This window comes from Ruegeria arenilitoris, assembly GCF_013035315.1.
GTDB classification, from domain to species: domain Bacteria; phylum Pseudomonadota; class Alphaproteobacteria; order Rhodobacterales; family Rhodobacteraceae; genus Ruegeria; species Ruegeria arenilitoris_D.
Map to the genome: position 1 here is coordinate 27502 of NZ_WQHP01000002.1, position 19529 is coordinate 47030.

At 57.8% G+C, this 19529-nt stretch carries 22 protein-coding genes; 13 read left to right on the top strand and 9 right to left on the bottom strand.

Annotated elements, in window-relative coordinates; translation table 11 throughout:
• Nucleotides 1–492 (top strand): DUF2165 family protein, encoded by a 492-nt coding sequence (locus tag GOV53_RS04900; RefSeq protein WP_170464556.1) that lies wholly within the window; start codon nucleotides 1–3, stop codon nucleotides 490–492.
• A gap of 20 nt (nucleotides 493–512) precedes the next feature.
• Here GOV53_RS04900 and GOV53_RS04905 read toward each other — a convergent pair whose 3' ends face one another.
• Nucleotides 513–1391 (bottom strand): LysR substrate-binding domain-containing protein, encoded by an 879-nt coding sequence (locus GOV53_RS04905; protein ID WP_170464557.1) that lies wholly within the window; start codon nucleotides 1389–1391, stop codon nucleotides 513–515.
• Nucleotides 1392–1491: 100 nt separating this feature from the next.
• On the opposite strand from GOV53_RS04905, the gene GOV53_RS04910 reads away from it, so the two are divergent.
• Together GOV53_RS04910 and GOV53_RS04915 are read left to right on the top strand one after the other, a co-directional pair.
• Entirely contained in the window at nucleotides 1492–2241 is a 750-nt protein-coding gene (locus GOV53_RS04910; protein WP_170464558.1) for an SDR family oxidoreductase, read from the top strand.
• A gap of 18 nt (nucleotides 2242–2259) precedes the next feature.
• On the top strand, nucleotides 2260–2649 hold the full coding sequence (locus GOV53_RS04915) for an ectoine synthase (protein ID WP_170464559.1): 390 nt from the start codon (nucleotides 2260–2262) through the stop codon (nucleotides 2647–2649).
• Nucleotides 2650–2717: 68 nt separating this feature from the next.
• On the opposite strand, the gene GOV53_RS04920 is transcribed toward GOV53_RS04915, so the two are convergent.
• Together GOV53_RS04920 and GOV53_RS04925 are read right to left on the bottom strand one after the other, a co-directional pair.
• A complete protein-coding gene (locus GOV53_RS04920; RefSeq protein ID WP_170464560.1) occupies nucleotides 2718–4154 on the bottom strand; it encodes an arylsulfatase in 1437 nt (478 codons plus the stop codon).
• Nucleotides 4155–4373: 219 nt separating this feature from the next.
• Entirely contained in the window at nucleotides 4374–5054 is a 681-nt protein-coding gene (locus GOV53_RS04925) for a GntR family transcriptional regulator (RefSeq protein WP_170464561.1), read from the bottom strand.
• A 123-nt stretch (nucleotides 5055–5177) separates the two neighbouring features.
• Between GOV53_RS04925 and GOV53_RS04930 the strand changes: the two genes are divergently transcribed.
• The 10 genes from GOV53_RS04930 to GOV53_RS04975 all read left to right on the top strand — a co-directional run bounded on the left by GOV53_RS04930 (nucleotide 5178) and on the right by GOV53_RS04975 (nucleotide 13555).
• Entirely contained in the window at nucleotides 5178–5684 is a 507-nt protein-coding gene (locus GOV53_RS04930; RefSeq protein WP_170464562.1) for a TRAP transporter small permease, read from the top strand.
• Between the two features lie 3 nt (nucleotides 5685–5687).
• Nucleotides 5688–6974, top strand: coding sequence for a TRAP transporter large permease (locus GOV53_RS04935; RefSeq protein WP_170464563.1), 1287 nt, complete (start codon nucleotides 5688–5690; stop codon nucleotides 6972–6974).
• A gap of 19 nt (nucleotides 6975–6993) precedes the next feature.
• Nucleotides 6994–8004: a DctP family TRAP transporter solute-binding subunit gene (locus GOV53_RS04940; protein ID WP_217361230.1), complete on the top strand. Its 1011-nt coding sequence runs from the start codon at nucleotides 6994–6996 to the stop codon at nucleotides 8002–8004.
• Nucleotides 8005–8025: 21 nt separating this feature from the next.
• Nucleotides 8026–8994 (top strand): C-terminal binding protein, encoded by a 969-nt coding sequence (locus tag GOV53_RS04945; RefSeq protein ID WP_170464564.1) that lies wholly within the window; start codon nucleotides 8026–8028, stop codon nucleotides 8992–8994.
• A 43-nt stretch (nucleotides 8995–9037) separates the two neighbouring features.
• Nucleotides 9038–9688 carry an RraA family protein gene (locus GOV53_RS04950; protein WP_170464565.1) on the top strand — a complete coding sequence of 217 codons (651 nt, stop codon included), beginning with the start codon at nucleotides 9038–9040 and terminating at the stop codon, nucleotides 9686–9688.
• 65 nt (nucleotides 9689–9753) lie between these two features.
• Nucleotides 9754–10944, top strand: a complete 1191-nt coding sequence (locus GOV53_RS04955; RefSeq protein ID WP_170464566.1) for an L-dopachrome tautomerase-related protein — start codon at nucleotides 9754–9756, stop codon at nucleotides 10942–10944.
• 61 nt (nucleotides 10945–11005) lie between these two features.
• Entirely contained in the window at nucleotides 11006–11923 is a 918-nt protein-coding gene (locus GOV53_RS04960; RefSeq protein WP_170464567.1) for a sugar kinase, read from the top strand.
• Between the two features lie 3 nt (nucleotides 11924–11926).
• On the top strand, nucleotides 11927–12631 hold the full coding sequence (locus GOV53_RS04965) for an SDR family NAD(P)-dependent oxidoreductase (protein ID WP_170464568.1): 705 nt from the start codon (nucleotides 11927–11929) through the stop codon (nucleotides 12629–12631).
• A 14-nt stretch (nucleotides 12632–12645) separates the two neighbouring features.
• The gene (locus GOV53_RS04970; RefSeq protein ID WP_170464569.1) at nucleotides 12646–13173 is read left to right on the top strand and encodes a 2,4'-dihydroxyacetophenone dioxygenase family protein; all 528 of its coding nucleotides are present in this window, start codon (nucleotides 12646–12648) and stop codon (nucleotides 13171–13173) included.
• Nucleotides 13151–13555: a methylglyoxal synthase gene (locus GOV53_RS04975; protein WP_170464570.1), complete on the top strand. Its 405-nt coding sequence runs from the start codon at nucleotides 13151–13153 to the stop codon at nucleotides 13553–13555. The genes GOV53_RS04970 and GOV53_RS04975 overlap by 23 nt, the downstream gene beginning before the upstream one ends.
• A 94-nt stretch (nucleotides 13556–13649) precedes the next feature.
• Here the strand turns inward: GOV53_RS04975 and GOV53_RS04980 are convergent, their stop codons facing one another.
• From GOV53_RS04980 to GOV53_RS05005, 6 genes are all read right to left on the bottom strand, one after another.
• The gene (locus GOV53_RS04980) at nucleotides 13650–14957 is read right to left on the bottom strand and encodes a TRAP transporter large permease (protein ID WP_170422451.1); all 1308 of its coding nucleotides are present in this window, start codon (nucleotides 14955–14957) and stop codon (nucleotides 13650–13652) included.
• Entirely contained in the window at nucleotides 14957–15457 is a 501-nt protein-coding gene (locus tag GOV53_RS04985) for a TRAP transporter small permease (protein ID WP_170464571.1), read from the bottom strand. Before GOV53_RS04985 ends, GOV53_RS04980 begins: the two co-directional genes overlap by 1 nt.
• Nucleotides 15458–15517: 60 nt before the next feature.
• Nucleotides 15518–16531: a TRAP transporter substrate-binding protein DctP gene (gene dctP, locus GOV53_RS04990; RefSeq protein ID WP_170422455.1), complete on the bottom strand. Its 1014-nt coding sequence runs from the start codon at nucleotides 16529–16531 to the stop codon at nucleotides 15518–15520.
• A 93-nt stretch (nucleotides 16532–16624) separates the two neighbouring features.
• Complete coding sequence (gene leuD / locus GOV53_RS04995) at nucleotides 16625–17236, bottom strand: 3-isopropylmalate dehydratase small subunit (protein ID WP_170464572.1); 612 nt, start codon at nucleotides 17234–17236, stop codon at nucleotides 16625–16627.
• Nucleotides 17236–18642 (bottom strand): 3-isopropylmalate dehydratase large subunit, encoded by a 1407-nt coding sequence (gene leuC / locus GOV53_RS05000; RefSeq protein WP_170464573.1) that lies wholly within the window; start codon nucleotides 18640–18642, stop codon nucleotides 17236–17238. The genes leuD and leuC overlap by 1 nt, the downstream gene beginning before the upstream one ends.
• The gene (locus tag GOV53_RS05005) at nucleotides 18639–19442 is read right to left on the bottom strand and encodes a GntR family transcriptional regulator (protein WP_170464574.1); all 804 of its coding nucleotides are present in this window, start codon (nucleotides 19440–19442) and stop codon (nucleotides 18639–18641) included. The genes leuC and GOV53_RS05005 overlap by 4 nt, the downstream gene beginning before the upstream one ends.
• Nucleotides 19443–19529: the final 87 nt, after the last annotated feature.

Sequence of the window (19529 nt, forward strand, 5' to 3'; positions counted from 1 at the left end):
TTGTTTGAACTGGTGGTCTTGGTTGCGCAAACCGCAGCCGTCTTTTTTCTTGCCGCATGGCTGAGCACAGGTTTCATCGAGAACGTTGTCCATCCCGATCTCAACGAGACATTCACCAACCAAGTGCTGACAATGGAGCGGATGCGCGAAGAGTACCCCGAGGCGTATGAGGTCGTCGCCCATCGCCGCATCCAAAACCCCGCGATGCAAAAGTTCCTGTTCAAACTGATCGTCTGCTGGGAAGGCATCGCGACCCTTACCCTATGGGCCGGGGTCTTGTGGCTCATCCTTGCCATCATGGGCGTTGTCGATCCCGCAAGCGCCCGCGCCATCGGCGTGCTGGGTGTTTTGCTTTTCACGGCGACATGGGCCGGGTTTTTGATAGTCGGAAACTGGTTCTGCTATTGGTTTTGCCACGAAGGGGCGCAGAACACCCATTACCAGATGACGTTATGGGGTATGGCGACGATAATTCTGTTGGTTGTTGCTTAAAGCGAAGCACTTCTGCGTGGTCATGGTTTTGGGGCGATTTCGCCCAGCCAAGCACGGAATGTGCTGATGGGAGAAGACCGCTCATCACCGTCTCGGCAAACGAAGCAAAGGGCATTTTCGTCTTCAATGCTGATATCACTCACGTAGATCAATCGCCCTGCGTCCAGGTCGCCCTCGACAAGAACCTGACGCACCAGAATGGCACCTTGCCCATCAATGGCAGCCGCAATCAAAACGGCCGAGTTCGGGAAGGCCAAACTCTTTGACTGAACATCCGGGTCGACCAACCCAGCTTGGGTCGCCCATCTGTCCCACTGAGGATGAAACTGATCATGCAATAGGGGCAGTTGGATGATGGTTTCAGGCCCAACCAAACCCTCTGCCAAAGACGGCGCAGCAACAACGACGAGGCGTTCATTCACAAGACGTTCGGAGTAAAGCCCAGCCGACTGTTGGCCGCCGTACCGCAAGGCTACGTCGACCTCGCTGTCAAAGAAGTCGATGATCTGATCATCGGTATCCAGTCGAATGGAGATGCCCGGATGACGTTCGCGGAACTCCGGAAGCCTTGGCACAAGCCATTTGATCGCCAGGGATGATGAAAGCGACACCGTTACCGAACGCCGGGGTCTTGTCCGCTTTACCGCGCCAATCCCTTGCTGCAAGGTCGCAAATGACTCCTGCGTGAAGCGATGCAGACGGGCACCTTCCTCGGTCAGCTGTACGCCACCCGGCAACCTGTGCAGCAGCCGAACATCCAGATATTGCTCCAGTTGCTTGATCTGGCGGCTGACAGCGCCATGCGTCACGCCCAGATCATCGGCTGCCTTGCTGATGTTCAGGCGCGCTGCGGTTGCGTCGAAGGCTTGCAAAGCACGTAGGTGTCTGATGTTCGTCATAGATGTGAGTTTATCTCACATACTTGCGCCGTAAAGTCGTTTGGAAGGTGGATTCCCGCCGCTTATCTTTGACAGGAAATATCACAGCGGAGACTATCAGATGACTGATGTCAAAGTGGCCCTGATGACCGGAACCGGCCAGGGCATCGGACGAGGATGCGCCATCGAAATGGCGAAAGCGGGCTACAAGGTCTCGCTGATGTCCCCCTCAACGCGGTCCATGGATCTGGCAAAGGAATTGGGGGGGATCGGACGCCAGGGCTCGGTCCTCGATACGGCAGATTTACAGGCGATGGTCGATGCCACGCTCGACACCTACGGCAGGATCGATGCGGTCGTCAGCAACATGGGCCATGGTGGTGGCGTGCCGGAAGCCATCAAGACGGTCGGCTTTGATCCGGACTTTGTTGGACCACTGCTGGAATTGCCGGATGAGCTTTGGCACGAAAGCCTGGATATGTATGTCCTAAACGTCGTCAAGCTGGCCCGCATTGTAACTCCGATCATGATTGAACAGGGCGGCGGTTCTTTTGTGAACATCTCGTCCATGAACACGGTCGAACCGCGCGCGCCTTATCCGATGAGCATGCTGCGCGGTGCGCTACACAGTTTTGCCAAGCTGTTCGGAGATCGATACGCCCGCCACAACATCAACATGAACAACCTGATGCCCGGCTTTTGTGAAAACGTGAACCTGTCAGATCTGGCAAGACGGTCTATCCCTGCGCAACGCCCGGCCACATTTGCCGAGATTGGACAGGCCTGTGTCTTCCTTGCGTCCGACGGCGCGCGTTACATTAGTGGCCAGAACATCCTGTCGGATGGAGGAATGAACCGCGGGGTTCGATGAGTTCGGAAAGGGGAAAGCATGATCGTAAGATCGCTTGGAGATGTCGTAGGCACAGAGCGGGACGTAACCGGACCGGGATGGAACAGCAGGCGGCTATTACTGGCGTCTGACGGCATGGGCTTTTCGATGACGGACACTGTCATCAAAAAAGACGCCGTGCTCGAGCTTGAATACACCCATCACCTGGAAGCGTGCTACTGCATCGAGGGAAGAGGTCAGATCAGGCGCTTCGACGACCAGACATGGTACGCGTTGCAGCCCTTCACACTGTACGCCTTGGACAAACACGACAGACATCTTGTGCAAGCGCTGGATGCGGACCTTCGGCTGATATGCGTCTTCAATCCCCCCCTTACCGGAGGAGAGGTGCATCGCGAAGACGGAAGTTATGCGCCGATTGAGAAGTGACGGGAAGGGCCCAGACTTCCGGAAATGCGAGTTTTGTACACGCCTGCTCCGAACGCTGTGTCTGCCGCTCAGTCATTGGGTGGTTCGTAGGGATCTGGTGTTCCCGGCGGGATCGGCGGGTACTCCTCGAATGTTGCGATGTGTTCTTGCAACTGAGGCAGCGCCTTTTCCACCGCCCATGTGTGCGGGAAGAGAACGCTTTCGCGCTCATGCGGATCATTCAGAAGGTTGTAAACCCTTGGTGTGTCAAAGGACTCTGTCGCGCCAAAAGCCGTGGTGTTTTCTTTGAACAAGACCTTCCAATCCTTCCATTTGACGCCGAAAATCTGCTCGCCCATGTAAACAATTACACCTTCTCGGTTAGAGTTAGGCTGGACACCAAGAAAGAACTCGGACTGGTCGATGCCATCAAAGGCCCGGTCTGCGGGCACCTTGCCGCCCGCAAATGCCGCAAGCGTCGGATACAGGTCCATTGAATGGACAACATCGTTGCTTTCTGAACCGGCGGGGATCTTCCCTGGCCACTTGATCGCGAAAGGTACGCGCATGCTGCCTTCGAGGCTTGTGAACAATGTGCCACGCCATGGCCCAGCGGTGCCATGAACAGCTGGCACTGGAGAAACATTGGCGTTTCCTACCGGAAGGGCTTCTGGGCCGTTGTCAGCTGTAAAGATCACTACCGTGTCGTCAGAAACGCCCGCCGCTTCAAGCGCGGCAACAATGCGACCGATGTAAGTGTCTGTCTGCAGCAAGATATCGGCCCAGACACCGTTGCCGGTGGCTCCATCAAACTCCTCGGACGCAATATTTGGATAGTGGGTTTGAGTATATGCAAGATAAATGAAAAACGGAGCGTCTTCCTTGCTCTTGGCGTCGATGAATTCGATGGCTTTTTTTGTCAGGTCACCGTCTATCTCGCCACGATAGTCCAGGTCGTAGTCCCGTGCCACTTTCGCGGGTTCGCCCGCAAAACCCTGCATGACGACAGGCTCTTCCATGTTTGCTTCTGCAAAGCCCGGGAGCGAGCGCCAGACAGTAACGTCAGTGGTCTCGACACCATAGAATTCATCGAAGCCTTGGTTTGTGGGAAAGCGTCCCTCGGTCCAGCCGAGATGCCATTTACCATACATGGCCGTGTTATACCCGACGTCCTTGAGCATCTCGGCCATCGTGATTTCCCATTGGGTCAAGCCGTAGACACCGCCTCCCAATGGGACTGTGTGATTGCCGCTTCTGATACCATAGCGCCCGGTCATGGTAGCTGCGCGGGAGGGCGTGCACTGACTTTCCACATTGAAATTCGTAAGCCGTAACCCTTCGGCAGCCAGAGCGTCCATTTCCGGAGTCGCTGTACCACGGATTATACCACCGCCGTTGAACCCTGGCTCACCCCAGCCAAAATTATCTAAAAATATGAAGACGATATTGGGTTTGTCCTGAGCTGATACTGCGGTGCCCAAAAGTAGAGACAGGAACAGTACGAGTGTTTGCGAAAACCGCTTCATAAAGACGCCTCCGGTTGACAGTACTCGTTAAACACTGACGAAAATGGGTACCACCGGTCAAGAATGAACGTCAGCAGCAGGCTATGATGCGGTCATTCAGATCAGTATCGCAGGCGATCGGGTATCGGGCAAAACTACCTCACAACCTTATAGCCAAGGTCACGTTGAAATCGACCAGCGCTGAAATTTGTTACGTTGAGGCAAGCCAAGCATTGCCGTTCAATTTAATGCCGCAGCAGCGCCGTCCAGACTTGTCGCGTCATTCCAATAGGATCCCTCTTTCCTATCGATATGCAGCTTCAACACGTCCAGTGCCTTTGAAACATCCCTGTCTTCGACGCATTGGACCAGCTCAATATGTTCCCGATAGGATTTGGCCATGTGATCCGCGTGGTGGCCCAACCGGCTGCGTAAGGCGGCCATTTTCAGGGCAATGGTCTGGTAGGCATCATTCAGGAATCGATTGTCGGCGCAATCGAACAGGCATTGGTGAAACACCGTGTCTTGATACAGGTATTCCGCATCATCCCCGGCTTCGCGCGCCGCTTTCATTCGGCTCACACATTCACTGAGCGCCTTATGCAGCGCATCCGGGTTCGACTGCATGGCCGAGGTGATCGCCGTGGTCTCAAGGCAGACACGCGCATCGCAGAGTTTGGCCAGTTCTTCAGGCTCGAGGTTGAACACAAAAGACCCACGTTGCGGTTCAACGACCAACAGTCCTTCCATCTCAAGCCGGTTGATCGCCTCGCGAACGGGCGTGCGGCTGACCTCGAGGTTCTTTGCGATTTTAGCTTCGGACAGCTGCTCGCCCAATTCAAACTCGCCTTTGATGATCCGTTCGCGAAGGTTCTCGGTCACCAATTCTGTCAATGATTTCGGTCTGTTGAATGGGCTCATCTCGCTCTCCTCAGGTGGACATTAGCAGCCCTGTGCCTGGCATACAATGTGTTAGTGTTGACAGTTTGGCATACTGTATGCCAGTTTCGTTTCTCACAAGAGACGGCATCGGGAGGGGCCTCTTTGCGAATTCTGGAAACATGGATTGTGGGATTGAACCGCGCACTGGTCGCCGTGGCGCTGGCAACGGTCTTCGCAATCGTTTTTGCCAATGTGGTCGGGCGCTATGGTCTGGGCTCGTCTTTTGCGTGGGTCGAAGAGGTCGCCCGCCACCTGATGATCCTTGGCGCGTTCTGTGGCGCGGGCCTGGCCCTGCGCGAAGGACGGCTTGTCGCGATCACGACTGTCCCCGATCTTCTCCCGCCCCCTCTGGCCCGACTGCTGCGTTGGGGCATCGTCATCGTCATGTTCGGATTTATGGCAACGATGCTGTGGCTGGGCGTTCAGTTCGTCCAGTTCGGTTGGAACAAGGAAACCATGTCCACCGGTATTTCGCGCGGCATCCCCTATCTTGCGATCCCGATCGGATGTGCATTGTTCCTGATCCAGCTGGCCTTTTTTGCCAAGCGCTTCGTCGACCAGGATTTTGAGCACGGCGTCGACGCCGATGGCGATGAGACAGAGGTCTGAGCCGTGGCAAAAACTCTGATCATCCTGTTTTTCGCCACCCTGTTTCTGGGCGTGCCGGTGGCCTTCACCATGGGAATCGCCGGGCTGGCCGCGATCTTTGTCGACGGTTCGCTGAACCCGTTGGTGGCGACGCAGCGTATGTTTGCCGGGATCGACAGCTTCCCATTGATGGCGGTGCCGTTCTTCATCCTCGCGTCCGAGTTGATGACGGCCTGCGGATTGACGAATGCCTTGCTGCGTTTCGCCAACGCTCTGGTCGGGCATGTGCGCGGCGGTTTGGGCCACGTGAATATTCTGGTTTCGATGCTGTTTGCCGGGATCAGCGGATCTGCGCTTGCAGACGCGGCCGGGCCGTCGGCCATCGTCATGCGGATGATGCGCGAGGCCGGGTATGAGAAGAATTATGCCGGAGCGTTGTCCGCTGCGACGGCCACGATTGGCCCTATCATTCCACCATCCATTCTTGCCGTCATTTTTGCGATCTCGACCAATGGTGTGACCGTTGCCGGTCTGTTTCTGGCCGGAATCGTGCCGGGCGTTCTGCTGGGGCTGGCTTTGGCTGTCGCCAACCACATCGTCTCGACCCGCTATGGCTATCGCGGGCGCGAGCATCGCGCCACCCGGTCTGAGCTAGCCAGCGCAACCTTGTCCGCCATTCCGGCCCTGATCATGCCAGCGATCATTCTGGGCGGTATCCTGTTTGGAGTGTTCACGCCTACCGAAGCGGGTGCGGTGGCCTCGGCCTATGCGCTGTTTCTGGGCTTCATCCTGCGGGCCTTCACGATCCGTGCGCTCTATGCAGCCTTTGTTCGGGCGGCAGTAGTGACATCCTCGGTCTTTCTGATCGTCGCGATGGCGTCGATCTTTGCCTGGCTGCTGACCTACCTGCAAATCCCGCAGGAACTGGCCAAGCTGATCACTCAGGTTACCGACAACCGGTTGGGCATCCTGTTCATCCTTGCCGGATTTGCACTGATCTGCGGGTTCTTCATCGACACCCTGCCCGCGCTGATCATCCTGACGCCGATCCTGGGCCCCATCGCCTATTCCGCCGGGATCGACCCGCTGCAATTCGGCATGATGTTAGTCCTGAACCTGACCATTGGCATGATCACCCCGCCGGTCGGCCCGGTGCTGTTCGTGATCGCTACGGTCGGGCAACTCAAAATCGAACGCCTGTCAAAAGCGGTGCTTCCGCTGCTGCTGGCTGAACTCGTGGTGCTGCTTTTGGTCATTCTCGTGCCGGGCGTCAGCACCTTTGTCCCCAACTTCTTTGGATTTGCGAACTGACATGAAAGGGAGGAACCTCATGAAAACCATGTCGAAACTGATGACGGCCACTGCTGTTGTCGCGATGACCGCTGCTGGTGCGGCTTCGGCGAAGGAACTGAAATACGCGCATTTTCAGGCCGCTGACCTAAGCTCGCCCAAACATGCCGCGGCGCTGGCGTTCGAAGCCTGTGTCGAGGGCAAGACCTCGGGTTCGATCGACGTTCAGATCTTCCCGGCGTCGCAGCTGGGTGGCGGTTCTGAAATCATGGAAGGTCTGCAACTGGGCACTGTTCAGATGGCAGCCATTCATGACGGACCGATCTCGGCCGTTTACAAACCGTTCTCGGTTCTGGCGATGCCTTACCTGTTCGACGATCAGGCGATGGCGTGGTCGGTTATGGACGGAGAATTCGGTGATGCACTGGCCGAGGATATGCTGGCCCAGACCGGCATTCGCAACTTTGGTGTGGCCGACAACGGCGTGCGCAACTTCACCAACAACGTCAAACCTGTGGCCGAGCCTGCCGATATGGAAGGCCTGAAAATGCGCGTCATGACCGCGCCGGTCTGGGTGACTCTGGTCGAAAGCCTGGGTGCGTCCGCGACCCCGGTTCCGTGGCCGGAACTGCCCGGTGCGCTGCAGCAGGGCGTTGTGGATGGGCAGGAAAACGGCGTGACGAACATCGTCAACGCCTCGCTCTATCAGCATCAGAAATACGTCTCGTTGGATGGCCACGTGTTCAGCTGGCACGCCTATCTGATGTCGGACGCGTTTTTCCAAAGCCTGACCGACGACGAAAAGAAAGCTGTTGAGCAGTGCGTCGAGATCTCGAAAACGATCCACCGCGGCATGACCGCTGCACAGGACGCCAACGCAACAGCGATCCTGTCGGGAAAAGGCATGGAAGTCGTACCGGTCAGCCCTGAACAAAAAGCGATGTTCCGCGCCGCCGCCCAACCGGCCGTGCGCGAATACATCGTCGGTGAGATTGGTGAGGACTGGCCGAACCGCCTCGACGCTGCTGTCGAAGCGTACAAGGCCCAGTAACCCATGCCGAGAGACCGTCACATGACCCGCCAGACCATAGCAATCCTGGAACCCGGCTACGCCGCTTATGACACCGAAGCCTCGGTGCTGGCTGAGCAGGACGTTCAAATCGCACCGGTCGCACCGGAGACTGAGGCGGTCTCAGCCCTGCAGGCGTTGGACCCTGTCGCCATCCTTGTGCGCGAACGCGCGGTGGATGCGACGGTGATTGACGCCTGTCCAAACCTCAAGGTCGTCGTCCGCTATGGTGTGGGCGTCGACAACATCGACTTGGACTATGCGCAGTCGCGCGGCATTTACGTCGCGAATGTCCCCGATTATGGGGCCGAAACTGAGGTCAGCGAACACGCGCTGGCGCTCTATCTGGCGGTGCAGCGGCGTATCCCATCGCGCGATACCGAAGTGCGACAGGGCAAATGGGGCATCGGCCAGGCGGCCCTGATCCCCAGCCGCGAAAACGCCACCCTTGGTCTGATCGGGTGTGGCAAGATCGGTTTGCAGGCAGCGCAAAAATTCCGGGCGCTTGGGTTTGCGTCCGTTTTGGTCTTTGACCCGTACCTTGGAGACGAGGCTGCCGCCGCGGCAGATGTGCAAAAGGTCGATTTGGCCGAGCTTTGCAAGGTGGCCGACGTGATCAGCCTGCACGCGCCGCTCACCCCTGAAACGCGGCATATCCTGGATGCCGAACACATTGCGATGATGAAGCCAAGCTCGATCGTGATCAATGTATCGCGCGGGGGTTTGGTTGATGAGGCGGCGCTGGCTGACGCTCTGAACCAGGGGCGCATATTTGGCGCTGGCATCGATGTGTTCGAACAGGAACCGGTCGCCCCTGACAACCCGCTGCTGCACAGCGCCAACACAATCGTGTCCGATCATGCCGCTTGGTACTCGGAACGCTCGGTTGCGGTCCTGCAACGCAACGCCGCCGAAGAAATCACCCGCGTTCTCAACGGGGATCAGCCCAAAAGCTGGAAAAACCCGTGGTGAGACGCCCCGCTTTCTAACTATCTGACCCAAGAGGATAATACTCATGAACACTCAAGAACTCGTTGCCGGGTTTCGCGAAGTGGCCACCGCATCCGTCGCAGACGCGGTAGACAAGATCGCAGGAAAAACCGGCTTTCTGCCTGCCTCGATCAAGCCGCGCATCAACGAAAAGAAAATCGTTGGCCCAGCCGTTACCATTCTGGAAGGTCCGACTGATGAGTTTCTGCCACCCCAGCACGCGCTGGACGCCATTGATGAATCCGAGGCCGGTTCGGTCATTGTGATCTCGACCAATGGCACCACTGACGTTGCCCTTTGGGGTGGTCTGATGACCGCCGGAGCAGTCGCCAACAAGCACGAAGGCGCGGTTCTGGATGGCGGTGTCCGCGATCTGGTCGAAATCAAGCGCGACTATGACTTCCCGGTCTATTCCCGCTGTGTCAGCCCGGGCACCACGCTGGGCCGCATCCGGACGCTGGCCTCGAATGTCGAAGTGGCGATGGGCGAAGTCATCGTTCATCCCGGCGATATCATCGTAGCCGATATTGACGGTGCGGTGGCTGTGCCGCGCGACCATGCCGAGGCAATTCTGGAAATGGCGCGCGAGATCGACGAGCGCGAAGCCGAACAGGCACGCCTAATCATCGAAACCGGCTCGCTGCGCGAAGGTCTGGCGAAATACGGTCGCATCTAAACCAAACGTCCCGCAGGCCGCGGCAACGGCCTGCGGAACACCAAAACTCGGCAAGGGAGGAATACATGCTGAAACGAATGCTCAACACGGTGGCCCTTACCGCCGTTCTGGCCACCCCGGCGCTTGCGAACGAGCCCGAGGTAGTAGCGGAATGGAACAGTCTGCCCTATGCCGTCAAGGACGAGGCGACAAAATCCGCCTGGGAAGGCAGCGAGATTTACGGCAAGGCGCTGGTTCAGGGTGCCAAGGTCGACAGCCAGGGCAACATCTATGTGTCCACCGCGCGCTGGGGCGGGGCCGAGATCCCCTCGACCGTCTCTAAGCTGGTCAAAAACGGTGACACGTGGGATCTGGAGGCGTCTCCGTCTGAGGAAATGAATAGCATGTCCAACCCTGATGGCCTGAAGGCTGTTCTGGGTTTTGAGATCGACCGGAACGATGTGATGTGGATCCTGGATCAGGGCCACGTGGCCGGCCCTCCGTTCGAAGACGGTGACGCCAAGCTGGTGCTTTGGGATCTGAAAGAGAACAAGGAAGTCCAGCGCTATGTTTTCACCGCGGAAGAAGCGGATCGGCAGTGTTCTTTCCTGAACGATCTGGCCGTCGATAACGATACCGGCTTTGCCTATATCGCGGACAGCGGCATCTTTTGTGACCCGCTGCATGGCGGTCTGATCGTCTATGACAGCAACACCAACTCGGTGCGCCGCATTCTGGATCAGCACCGGTTCACCAATGATGAGCCGAATTTCTTCTTCAACATCGACAACCGCCCTGTTCTGAAAGAGGGCGGGATGCGCACAGGTGCCGATTGCATCGCATTGTCGGGCGACAAGGAAACGCTCTACTGGACCAACCTGACCGGCAATCACCTGTATAGCTTGCCGACCGAAATCCTGCGTGATTTCGAGACCAATGAGACAGTCATTGAAAACGCGGTTGAGGTTGCCGCAGTGTTGCCTTCGAACACCGATGGGATGACGGCGGACAACGCAGGCAACATCTACATGACCGCGCTGTCGCTGGACGGGATCATGAAGTTCGATGAATCCACGCGCGAGGTCAGCCGTTTCGTCCACCACCCGGAAATGAACTGGCCTGACACGCTGGCCTGGGGTCCGGATGGCGAAATGTATGTGGTGTCGAACCACCTGCATGTCTGGGTCGATGGCGACATGAATTTTGAAGACCCCGAAATCCCGAACTTCCGTATCTGGAAGATTCCAGGTGTCGGCCAAAGCTATACGGCCGAATAATCCTCCCACACAACTAGGTCAGCCTTTCGGGGCTGACCCCTTTTTCGGAAATGAGACACCAATGACCCCCGATATTCTGTGCCTTGGCGAACCGATGCTAGAGTTCAATCAGCAGCCCGATGGGAACTACCTGCCCGGACATGGCGGCGACACGTCGAATTGTGCCATCGCCGCTGCGCGTCAGGGTGCATCCGTAGGATACGTGACGCATATCGGGGCGGATACTTTCGGCAACTCGTTCATGGATTTGTGGCAGGCCGAAGGGGTGGATACGTCGACCGTTCGTCAGGTTACGGACGCACATACCGGGGTCTATTTCGTGACGCATGGCGTGAACGGGCACGAGTTCAGCTATTTCCGCGCAGGCTCTGCCAGCAGCCGGATGGGGTCAGATGATCTTCCGGTAGCCGCGCTGCAATCGGCCAAAGTTCTGCATGTTTCAGGCATCAGTCAGGCGATATCGGATGTTGCGGCTGACGCCGTGTTTCGCGCCATCCAGATCGTGAAGGACGCTGGGGGCCTTGTGTCCTACGACACCAATCTGCGCCTAAAGCTCTGGCCGATCGAGCGCGCGCGCGCCGTAACGCATGCCGCCATGTCACAATGCGATATTGCCCTTCCCGGTCTGGACGATGCCGAGCAACTGACTGGCCTTTCCAACCCCGATGCCATCGCAGATTTCTACCTGAACCTCGGGGCAAAAATTGTTGCCCTGACGCTGGGGGCCGAAGGGACATTGGTTGCGACACCAGACAAGCGCGAGCGTGTCAAAGGCCGCCGGGTCGAGGCGGTGGATGCCACCGCCGCGGGCGACACATTTGACGGTGCTTTCCTGTCTCGTATTGTTGCAGGCGATGATCCGTGTCAGGCGGCACGCTATGCCAACGCCGCCGCCGCCCTGTCGACCCAAGGGTATGGCGCAGTCGCCCCAATGCCGCGCAAGGACGCGGTCGAGGCGTTTCTTGCGGAAGGAGACTGATCCATGAAGCATGCCGTTGTCATTGGCGGCACCCGCGGCATTGGCGCGGGTATCGCGGGCGAACTGCGCCGCAAGGGATGGCGCATCACCACAACCGGCGTCGGTGCTGACGAGGTTTCCGCTTATGCCGCGCGGCATCCTGACGACACCTGCGCGCAACTGGATGTGCGAGATACTCAGGCCGTAACCGCATTCTTCGATGGGATTGAGCACCTCGACGGTCTGGTCAATTGCGCAGGCATTCTGGCGCGTGGTGCAGAATATGAGATCGATGTGTTTGAAACAGTCATCGACATCAACCTGACTGGCTCCATGCGGTGTTGTCTGGCCGCGCAACCCCTGGTGGCCGCGTCCGGCGGGGCCATCGTGAACACGGCCTCAATGCTCAGCTATTTTGGCGGGCCGCTAGTCCCGGCCTATTCCGCCAGCAAAGGCGGGGTCGCCCAATTGACTAAGGCCTTGGCCGGAAAGTGGGCTGCAGATGGCGTGCGCGTCAACGCCGTGGCCCCCGGTTGGATCGAAACCGAAATGACCGACGCCCTGCGCGCTGATCCGGACCGCAATCAGCCGATCTTGGGTCGTACTCCTCTGGATCGTTGGGGCAAACCGGCAGAGGTTGGTGCGCTGGCCGCATGGTTGCTGTCGGACGAGGCAGCATTCGTAACCGGAGCCGTTTATCCGGTCGACGGCGGTTATTCCGCGATGTGACACAGGAGCAGCAAATGCCAGTACAAGAACACGACGACGACCCGAGAATGCCGTATCAACTGCCGTTTCCCAAAGAAGCGCAGGAAGAGATCGTTGTTGCCGACGCGATCGCCCAGGATGAGCGTATCTGGGTTCCGCAAACCGAGAACGTGTCGTTCCGACCTTTGTGCCTGAACCGATCTCAGGGCTATTGGATGAACCTTCTGCGTGTTCGGAAATCGGGCGTTCTGTCCCGGCATCGGCACCCTCAGCCCGTTCACGGCTTTGTTCTGAAAGGCCGCTGGCACTATCTGGAACATGATTGGATCGCCCAGGAAGGCGGTTACGTGTATGAACCGCCCGGCGAGACCCATACACTTGTCGTGCCTGACGATGTCGAAGAGATGATCACCTATTTTCAGGTGAACGGCGTGATGCTCTACGTCGACCCATGGGGTAAAACCATGGGCTATGAGGACGTCTTTACCAAAATCGACATGTGCCGTAAGCACTATGAAGAGGTTGGTTTGGGGGCGGATTATGTCGAGCAGTTCATCAGATAGGCACCTGCAACTGGCACTGGTGGCGCATGATGCCAAGAAAGACCAGATGGTCGAATGGGCTTTGTCGCATGCCGATCAGCTTCAAAAGGCAACATTGTTTGCGACCGGCACCACAGCCGGGCGCATCAACGCGTCGGTGCCGGATTTGCAGGTTACAGGTCTAAAAAGCGGCCCCTTGGGCGGCGATCAACAACTGGGCGCGATGATCTGCGAAGGGAAACTGGATGGTTTGTTTTTCTTCATAGACCCGCTATCCCCGATGCCCCACGACGTGGATGTAAAAGCGCTGAGCCGCCTGGCGATCGTTTATGACCTGCCCTTTGCCAGCAGCCCAAGCACGGCCGACTTTATCCTGAACGGGTTGTTCGCGTCGAAGGCCTGACAGGGCCGGCTGTTTTTTGACAGACTTCCCGAAAACCCGCTCACCCCAAGTTTTTTGGGAAACGCATATGCGTGTCGTCCGCAAAGGAGCAGTCTCACAAGGACGGCAGGAACAAAGCCAGGTTTGGGAAAACGATCAATAGAACGACCAGCAAGATTGAGCAGAAAATGAAGGGGAAGGCGGACGTGTAGATTTCGCGCATCGTTGTGCCAGGCGGTGCGACACCTTTCATCACAAACAACAGCAACCCAAATGGTGGTGTGGTGAAGCTGATCTCGAGCGAGAGCAACATGATCAGACCGAACCAGATCGGATCAAACCCGAGTGTCTGCGCCAGTGGAAAGAAGATTGGCACGGTTAGCAACATGATCGAAATCTGCTCCATGAACATGCCAAGTAACAACAAGACAGCGAACATCACCGTCAGCATGGCCAATGGAGCAAGCTCAAACGCGATGGCCCAGTTCACCAGTCCTCGCGATGCTCCGGAAAATGCCAAAAGCTGGCTGAACGTGGCCGAGCCGAAGACGATCAAATAGGCCATCAGCGTGACCTTGAGAGCGCCAATGACCGACTTTTTGATCGCCTCCCACGAAAGGCAACGAAAAATCGCGGCCAGGATCAATACGCCCAATGCGCCAAACGCTGCTGCCTCGGATGGGGTGACAAAGCCACGGATCATCAAGACGATAATTACGACCATGACACCAACCATCGGCACGACCTCAGTCATGAGCAGTTTCAGGCGGTACGCCAACGACATGGGCTCGACGTCGTAAGCAGGAGCCGCCTCGGGATCCAACCGAGTCTGGAGCCAGATCGTGCCGATGTAGAACAAGGCGAGTATCAGACCGGGAATGACTCCGGCTATCAACAAGGCTGCGACGTCTATCTGCGCCAGCGTGGCCAATAGAACGGCAAGCGCCGAGGGCGGGATGATGATCGCCAAGCCACCGGTTCCCAAAATTGGTCCAATGCTCATGTATGATTTGTATCCGCGGCGGTTCATTTCAGGGACCATGAGCGACCCCAAAAGCGCGGTTGAGCCCATCGACGACCCCGACAACGTTGAAAACGCGGTGCCGCCAAGAACCGTCACATAGCTCAGCCGCCCTGGCAGTCGGCCAAGCAGCTTATCTATCGCGCTGAACATGCGCCCACCCAACCCGGTGTGGAAGAATATCTCACCCATCAACAAGAACAGCGGGATTGGCATCAACGCGTACTTGGTCAATGCGCCCAGCCCGTTGTTGAGGAGTTGCGTGACGCCGCGCTCCCCTCCCATAAAGACCCAGGCGCCCAGAATGTTGGCTGCAAGAAAAGCCAGTGCCACGGGCATTCCGATGGCCATCAGGAACACTATCGACCCAAGCAGCAAGGCAAGCGCTTCGTACCACTCCATTACTCGTGTATCCCTGCTTCTCCGCTGTGCATCAGCTCGGGCCCGAAGACAAAGCGCGAAAACTCGACCGCCATCATTCCAAACGATAGCGGAAAGGCGATAGTCAGCATCCATCGGGGGAAATAGTAAGCGCGGGTGTCGTAGTCCCCGCGCTCGATATTCGTCAGGACCAGATCAGCCCCTTGCCAGGCGAGGATCAGGCAGACCAGCACGCAGGCGGCTGCCACCGTACGGCTGACAATCCGGCGCAAACCAACAGGCAGCGCGGCCGTCACCAGTTCGATGTGGACATGGCCCTTTTCCCGTACCAGCCAAGGCGCGCCCAGCATGGTCATGTACAACAGCCCGTATTCTGCAGACGTAAACAGCCAAGCAAAGGGTTGCAGCCCGGCATTTCGCATCAGAACTGACGTGATGACGGATAGCATCAGCCAAACCAGCAATAGACCAGCGATAACGGCCATGCCAAACAGCATTGCGTCATAAATCCTTTTCATCATCCCGCCTGCTCAGCCCTAGTAGTAAAGGCCCGCCCATCTGGGACGGGCCTGTCGGTGGTTTTAGTTCGCAGCGTCGAGATCGTAGAACAGCTCGATCAGGCGATCATAGTTATCGGTGCCGCCGGGCTGCTCGGCCATCAGGCCCTTCATACGCTCCCACGTCTTTTCTCGGGCCGCAGCAAGGTAGTTTGCCTTTGCCTCACCTTCCAGCGTGACAACTGTCATGCCTGCGGCGTCCAGGGCCGCAAAGTCTTCGTCGCGTTTGCTCCGCAGGGCTTCAACACTGTCCTTTTCGTGTTGGATCGCAACGTCTTGCAGGATCGTGCGCGCCTCTTCAGATAGCGAGTTCCAGCGGTCGAGGTTCACGATGACGCCGAGATCCGTCGAGAAGAAGCATGGTTCGATGCGGTAGTTCAGGAACTCGTTCCACTTCAGGTCGATCAGGCCGATCTGGGTCCAGCCTGTCGCATCAACGACGCCACGCTGCAGGGCCGAGTAGACCTCGCCCGTGGGCAGGTCGATGACTTGCGCACCAAGGTAATTGGTGAAGAAAGCGTTGTAGACGTTGTTGCCGCGCAGCTTTAGTCCCTCGACTTCCAGATTGCCATCAGCATCGAAACTGGGCTCGTTACGGGTCCAAAGGTTGTAGCAGACGCCGCTGTCGAACCAGCCGAGGTATTTCAGGCCCATTTTGTCCTGATGAATCTGGTCGATCAGTTCCGTTCCGCCATTTTCGCGGGTTTCGATCGCGGTCAGGTTCGACGCGACCATCGCATCTTTCTCGGGCAGTGCGCCACCGTAGAACGAGCCCGGCGTGTAAACCATGTCAACGATCCCGTCGCGCACCGCATCGGGCTGTTGGAACATGCCAATGGCTTCCGGCCCACCGCGAACGTCGATCTGAATGACCCCTTTGCCCGCTTCGTTTACCTTGTCGACAAAGTCCAGAAAGCTTTGGGTATAGATCAGCGTTTCGGGAAAGGCGTGAACCGCCGAGATCGTTTCTTCGGCTTTGGCCGTTCCGGCGACGATCACGGCCCCTGCCAAAAGGCCAGCCAATGCGTTCATCTTCATGTTTATTCCTCCACGTGTTTCAGGGGTATTTTTCTGGTTTCCCCTAATTTCAGGTCTCTTGACCCGTATTGCGTCGTCTTTGCGCGACGTGTCCTAATCCGGTTTGTTCGGCCAGGCCCACGGGGCGGCCTTGTTGCGGTTATCCCTATGAGCACTGATCGCCTGCGTATGTTGCTGGGTCAGATCGATGTCGTCCCAGCCGTTGATCAGCTTCACACGCCATCCTTCGTCCAGCTCAAAGGTCAATGTTATGTCCCCGAGGGTCAGGCGGTTCTCGGTCAGATCAATCGACGCAAGGCATGGGGCATCTTTCAGCGCCTGCTGCAGTTGCGCCACCTTCTCAGTGTCGACACGAGCGGGCAGCAGGCCGTTGTTGATGGCGTTGTTTGCGAAGATGTCGCCGAAACTGGGTGCGATGACCGCGCGAATGCCTGCGTCGACCAGCGCGTAAACCGCCGCCTCGCGCGACGAGCCGCTGCCAAAGTTGTGCCCGGCGACCAGAATGCTGATCCCCTCGTGGCGGTTCAGCGGAAAATCCGCAGAAAGCTGTTCATTGTCGTCGCGCCGCATGTCGTGCAGCAGATAGCGGCCATACCCCTCACTGCGCGGGACCGACATGAACCGCGCCGGGATCAGCTGGTCCGTGTCGATGTTATCGAGCGCCAGTGCTAGGGCCTGCCCCTGTTGAGTGCTCCATCCCGCCATCACGCCGCCCTGCCATGCAAAAGCGGCCTTACGTCGGTAATTGTGCCCGTTACGGCGGCTGCAGCTACCATCGCCGGGGACATCAGATGCGTTCGCGCGCCCCGTCCCTGACGTCCTCTGAAATTGCGGTTGGTTGAGGATGCGCAGCGCTTGCCCTCGGCCACAACGTCGCCATTCATGCCGACGCACATAGAGCAACCTGACGCGGCCCACTCCAACCCGGCATCTTGGAATATCCTGTCCAACCCTTCGGCTTCGGCCTGCGCCTTTACCCGCGCCGAACCGGGCGCGACAAGCCCCGGCACACGCGCCTGGCGCCCTGACAACACCAAAGCAGCTTCGCGAAGATCTTCAATCCGCCCATTCGTGCAGGAGCCGATAAACACCTGATCCACCGGGATACCGTCCAAAGGCTGCCCCGGTCTCAATGCCATGTACTCCAAAGCTTCGTGTGCTGAATTTGACTTTGCCGTATCAGTGGCGTCTGGACTGGGGATGTTGGCCGTTATGGGCAGGGCCTGTTCCGGGCTGGTGCCCCACGTCACGGTTGGTGCGATGTCAGCTGCGCTGAGCTTAACCTCGCGGTCGAAAACGGCCCTCTCGTCCGTGATCAGGCCGCGCCACGCCTGTTGCGCTCTTTGCAGATCTGCGCCCGAAGGCGCGTATTCGCGCCCTTCGAGATAGGCAAACGTGATCTCATCCGGCGCAACCATGCCAAACCGCGCCCCGCCTTCGATTGAAAGGTTGCACAGCGTCATGCGCCCCTCCATCGACAGATCCCGAATTGTCTGACCTGCATACTCAATCGCGTGGCCCTGCGCACCGCCGCTGCCCAATTGCGCGATCCAGTTCAGGGCAATGTCCTTGGCAGTGACGCCGAACCCCAAACGCCCCTCGACGCTTATACGCATGGCCTTGGGTTTTCTCTGCCAGACCGTCTGCGTCGCCAACACATGCGCAACCTCTGTTGCCCCGATCCCGAAGGCCAATGCGCCGAATGCCCCGTGAGTAGATGTGTGGCTGTCCCCGCAATTGATAAGCAGCCCGGGCAATGTCAGACCCAACTCGGGCCCGATGACGTGAACGATGCCCTGCGACGGGTCGCTCAGATCGAAAAGTCTGATGTTGTGGTCCGACGCGTTGTTTCGCAAGGTTTCGATCATCCGGGCGATCTTTGGATCGGCGATCCGGTCTCGGTTTCTTGTCGGCGCGTAATGATCTGCAACCGCAAAGGTAAGGGCAGGTTCAGCCACGGATAGGCCGCGCTCTGCCAGCTTGGCAAAGGCATGATGCGACCCTTCATGCACTAAGTGGCGGTCAACCCAAAGCAGCGACACACCATCCTCGCGCCTCAGAACCTCGTGCGAGGCCCAGAGTTTGTCGAGCATGGTGCGCGGTGCGCTCATTTCCCGGTCTCCTCGCTGCGTCCGATCGCGGGTTCCCAATGCCGGGATGAACCGGTTCCCACACGCGCCAAAGGCATCTCAAGCCGAAACATGTCAGAGCGATAGAGGCCAGAAAGATACTCGACCCCATTTCCTTCGACATCCCGAACGATGCGCTTAAGCGACAGCAGAGCTGAGCCGACTGCAACGCCTAATGCCTCAGCCACGTCAGGCCCCGCCAATGTTGCGGAGACGGTCTGATGCGCCTGTTCGATCTGCACACCGCTGCGCTCCAGAAGTTTGAACAGCGGTGTCGTGGCGAGGTCGCTTTCCGAGTAGTTCTGTGCAATCACAGCGGGCACATAGGTCGTCAGATGCGAAAACGGGACATCATCAGTCAGACGCACCCGCGTTGCGATCTGCACCTGATGGTCGCTCGGAAGCCCCATGGCCTTCGCCACCACCTCCGGAGCTTTGCCGTAGGAAAAGGACAATAGCCGTGCGGTTGTGCTCTGGCCCATTTCGACCAGCTGCGGCATGAGCGTGTTGAAATCCATCGCTGCGGGTGCACCAAGGGTGGACTGGCCGGAAACCCGGGTGCCACTTCCCGCCTGACGTTCGATCAGGCCATTGCGTGAAAGCGCGTCCAGCGCCCGCCGTATTGTCACTCGCGATACGCTGAATTTCTCGGCCAGCCGCTGTTCACCGGGCAGGGCTTCCCCCGCCGAAAGCTGTCCTTCGGTGATTTGATCGTGCAGATGCAGGTAGACGCGTTGCGCCTTGGTCCCGTCCGGTAGATTGGCCGCGTTGATCTTGTTCACCCGTTGATTCCCCTTTCACAGCACCTTCAATCGTAAAACCGGAACTTGGAAAATCAAGCTTTAGTATTATTGCTTCTCGAAAAATAG

Coding starts and splice junctions, on each gene's coding strand:
- GOV53_RS04905 (WP_170464557.1), bottom strand. CDS start 1,391: ATGACGAACATCAGACACCTACGTGCTTTGCAAGCCTTCGACGCAACC.
- GOV53_RS04910 (WP_170464558.1), top strand. CDS start 1,492: ATGACTGATGTCAAAGTGGCCCTGATGACCGGAACCGGCCAGGGCATC.
- GOV53_RS04915 (WP_170464559.1), top strand. CDS start 2,260: ATGATCGTAAGATCGCTTGGAGATGTCGTAGGCACAGAGCGGGACGTA.
- GOV53_RS04920 (WP_170464560.1), bottom strand. CDS start 4,154: ATGAAGCGGTTTTCGCAAACACTCGTACTGTTCCTGTCTCTACTTTTG.
- GOV53_RS04925 (WP_170464561.1), bottom strand. CDS start 5,054: ATGAGCCCATTCAACAGACCGAAATCATTGACAGAATTGGTGACCGAG.
- GOV53_RS04940 (WP_217361230.1), top strand. CDS start 6,994: ATGAAAACCATGTCGAAACTGATGACGGCCACTGCTGTTGTCGCGATG.
- GOV53_RS04945 (WP_170464564.1), top strand. CDS start 8,026: ATGACCCGCCAGACCATAGCAATCCTGGAACCCGGCTACGCCGCTTAT.
- GOV53_RS04950 (WP_170464565.1), top strand. CDS start 9,038: ATGAACACTCAAGAACTCGTTGCCGGGTTTCGCGAAGTGGCCACCGCA.
- GOV53_RS04955 (WP_170464566.1), top strand. CDS start 9,754: ATGCTGAAACGAATGCTCAACACGGTGGCCCTTACCGCCGTTCTGGCC.
- GOV53_RS04960 (WP_170464567.1), top strand. CDS start 11,006: ATGACCCCCGATATTCTGTGCCTTGGCGAACCGATGCTAGAGTTCAAT.
- GOV53_RS04965 (WP_170464568.1), top strand. CDS start 11,927: ATGAAGCATGCCGTTGTCATTGGCGGCACCCGCGGCATTGGCGCGGGT.
- GOV53_RS04970 (WP_170464569.1), top strand. CDS start 12,646: ATGCCAGTACAAGAACACGACGACGACCCGAGAATGCCGTATCAACTG.
- GOV53_RS04975 (WP_170464570.1), top strand. CDS start 13,151: ATGTCGAGCAGTTCATCAGATAGGCACCTGCAACTGGCACTGGTGGCG.
- GOV53_RS04980 (WP_170422451.1), bottom strand. CDS start 14,957: ATGGAGTGGTACGAAGCGCTTGCCTTGCTGCTTGGGTCGATAGTGTTC.
- GOV53_RS04985 (WP_170464571.1), bottom strand. CDS start 15,457: ATGATGAAAAGGATTTATGACGCAATGCTGTTTGGCATGGCCGTTATC.
- dctP (WP_170422455.1), bottom strand. CDS start 16,531: ATGAAGATGAACGCATTGGCTGGCCTTTTGGCAGGGGCCGTGATCGTC.
- leuD (WP_170464572.1), bottom strand. CDS start 17,236: ATGGCGGGATGGAGCACTCAACAGGGGCAGGCCCTAGCACTGGCGCTC.
- leuC (WP_170464573.1), bottom strand. CDS start 18,642: ATGAGCGCACCGCGCACCATGCTCGACAAACTCTGGGCCTCGCACGAG.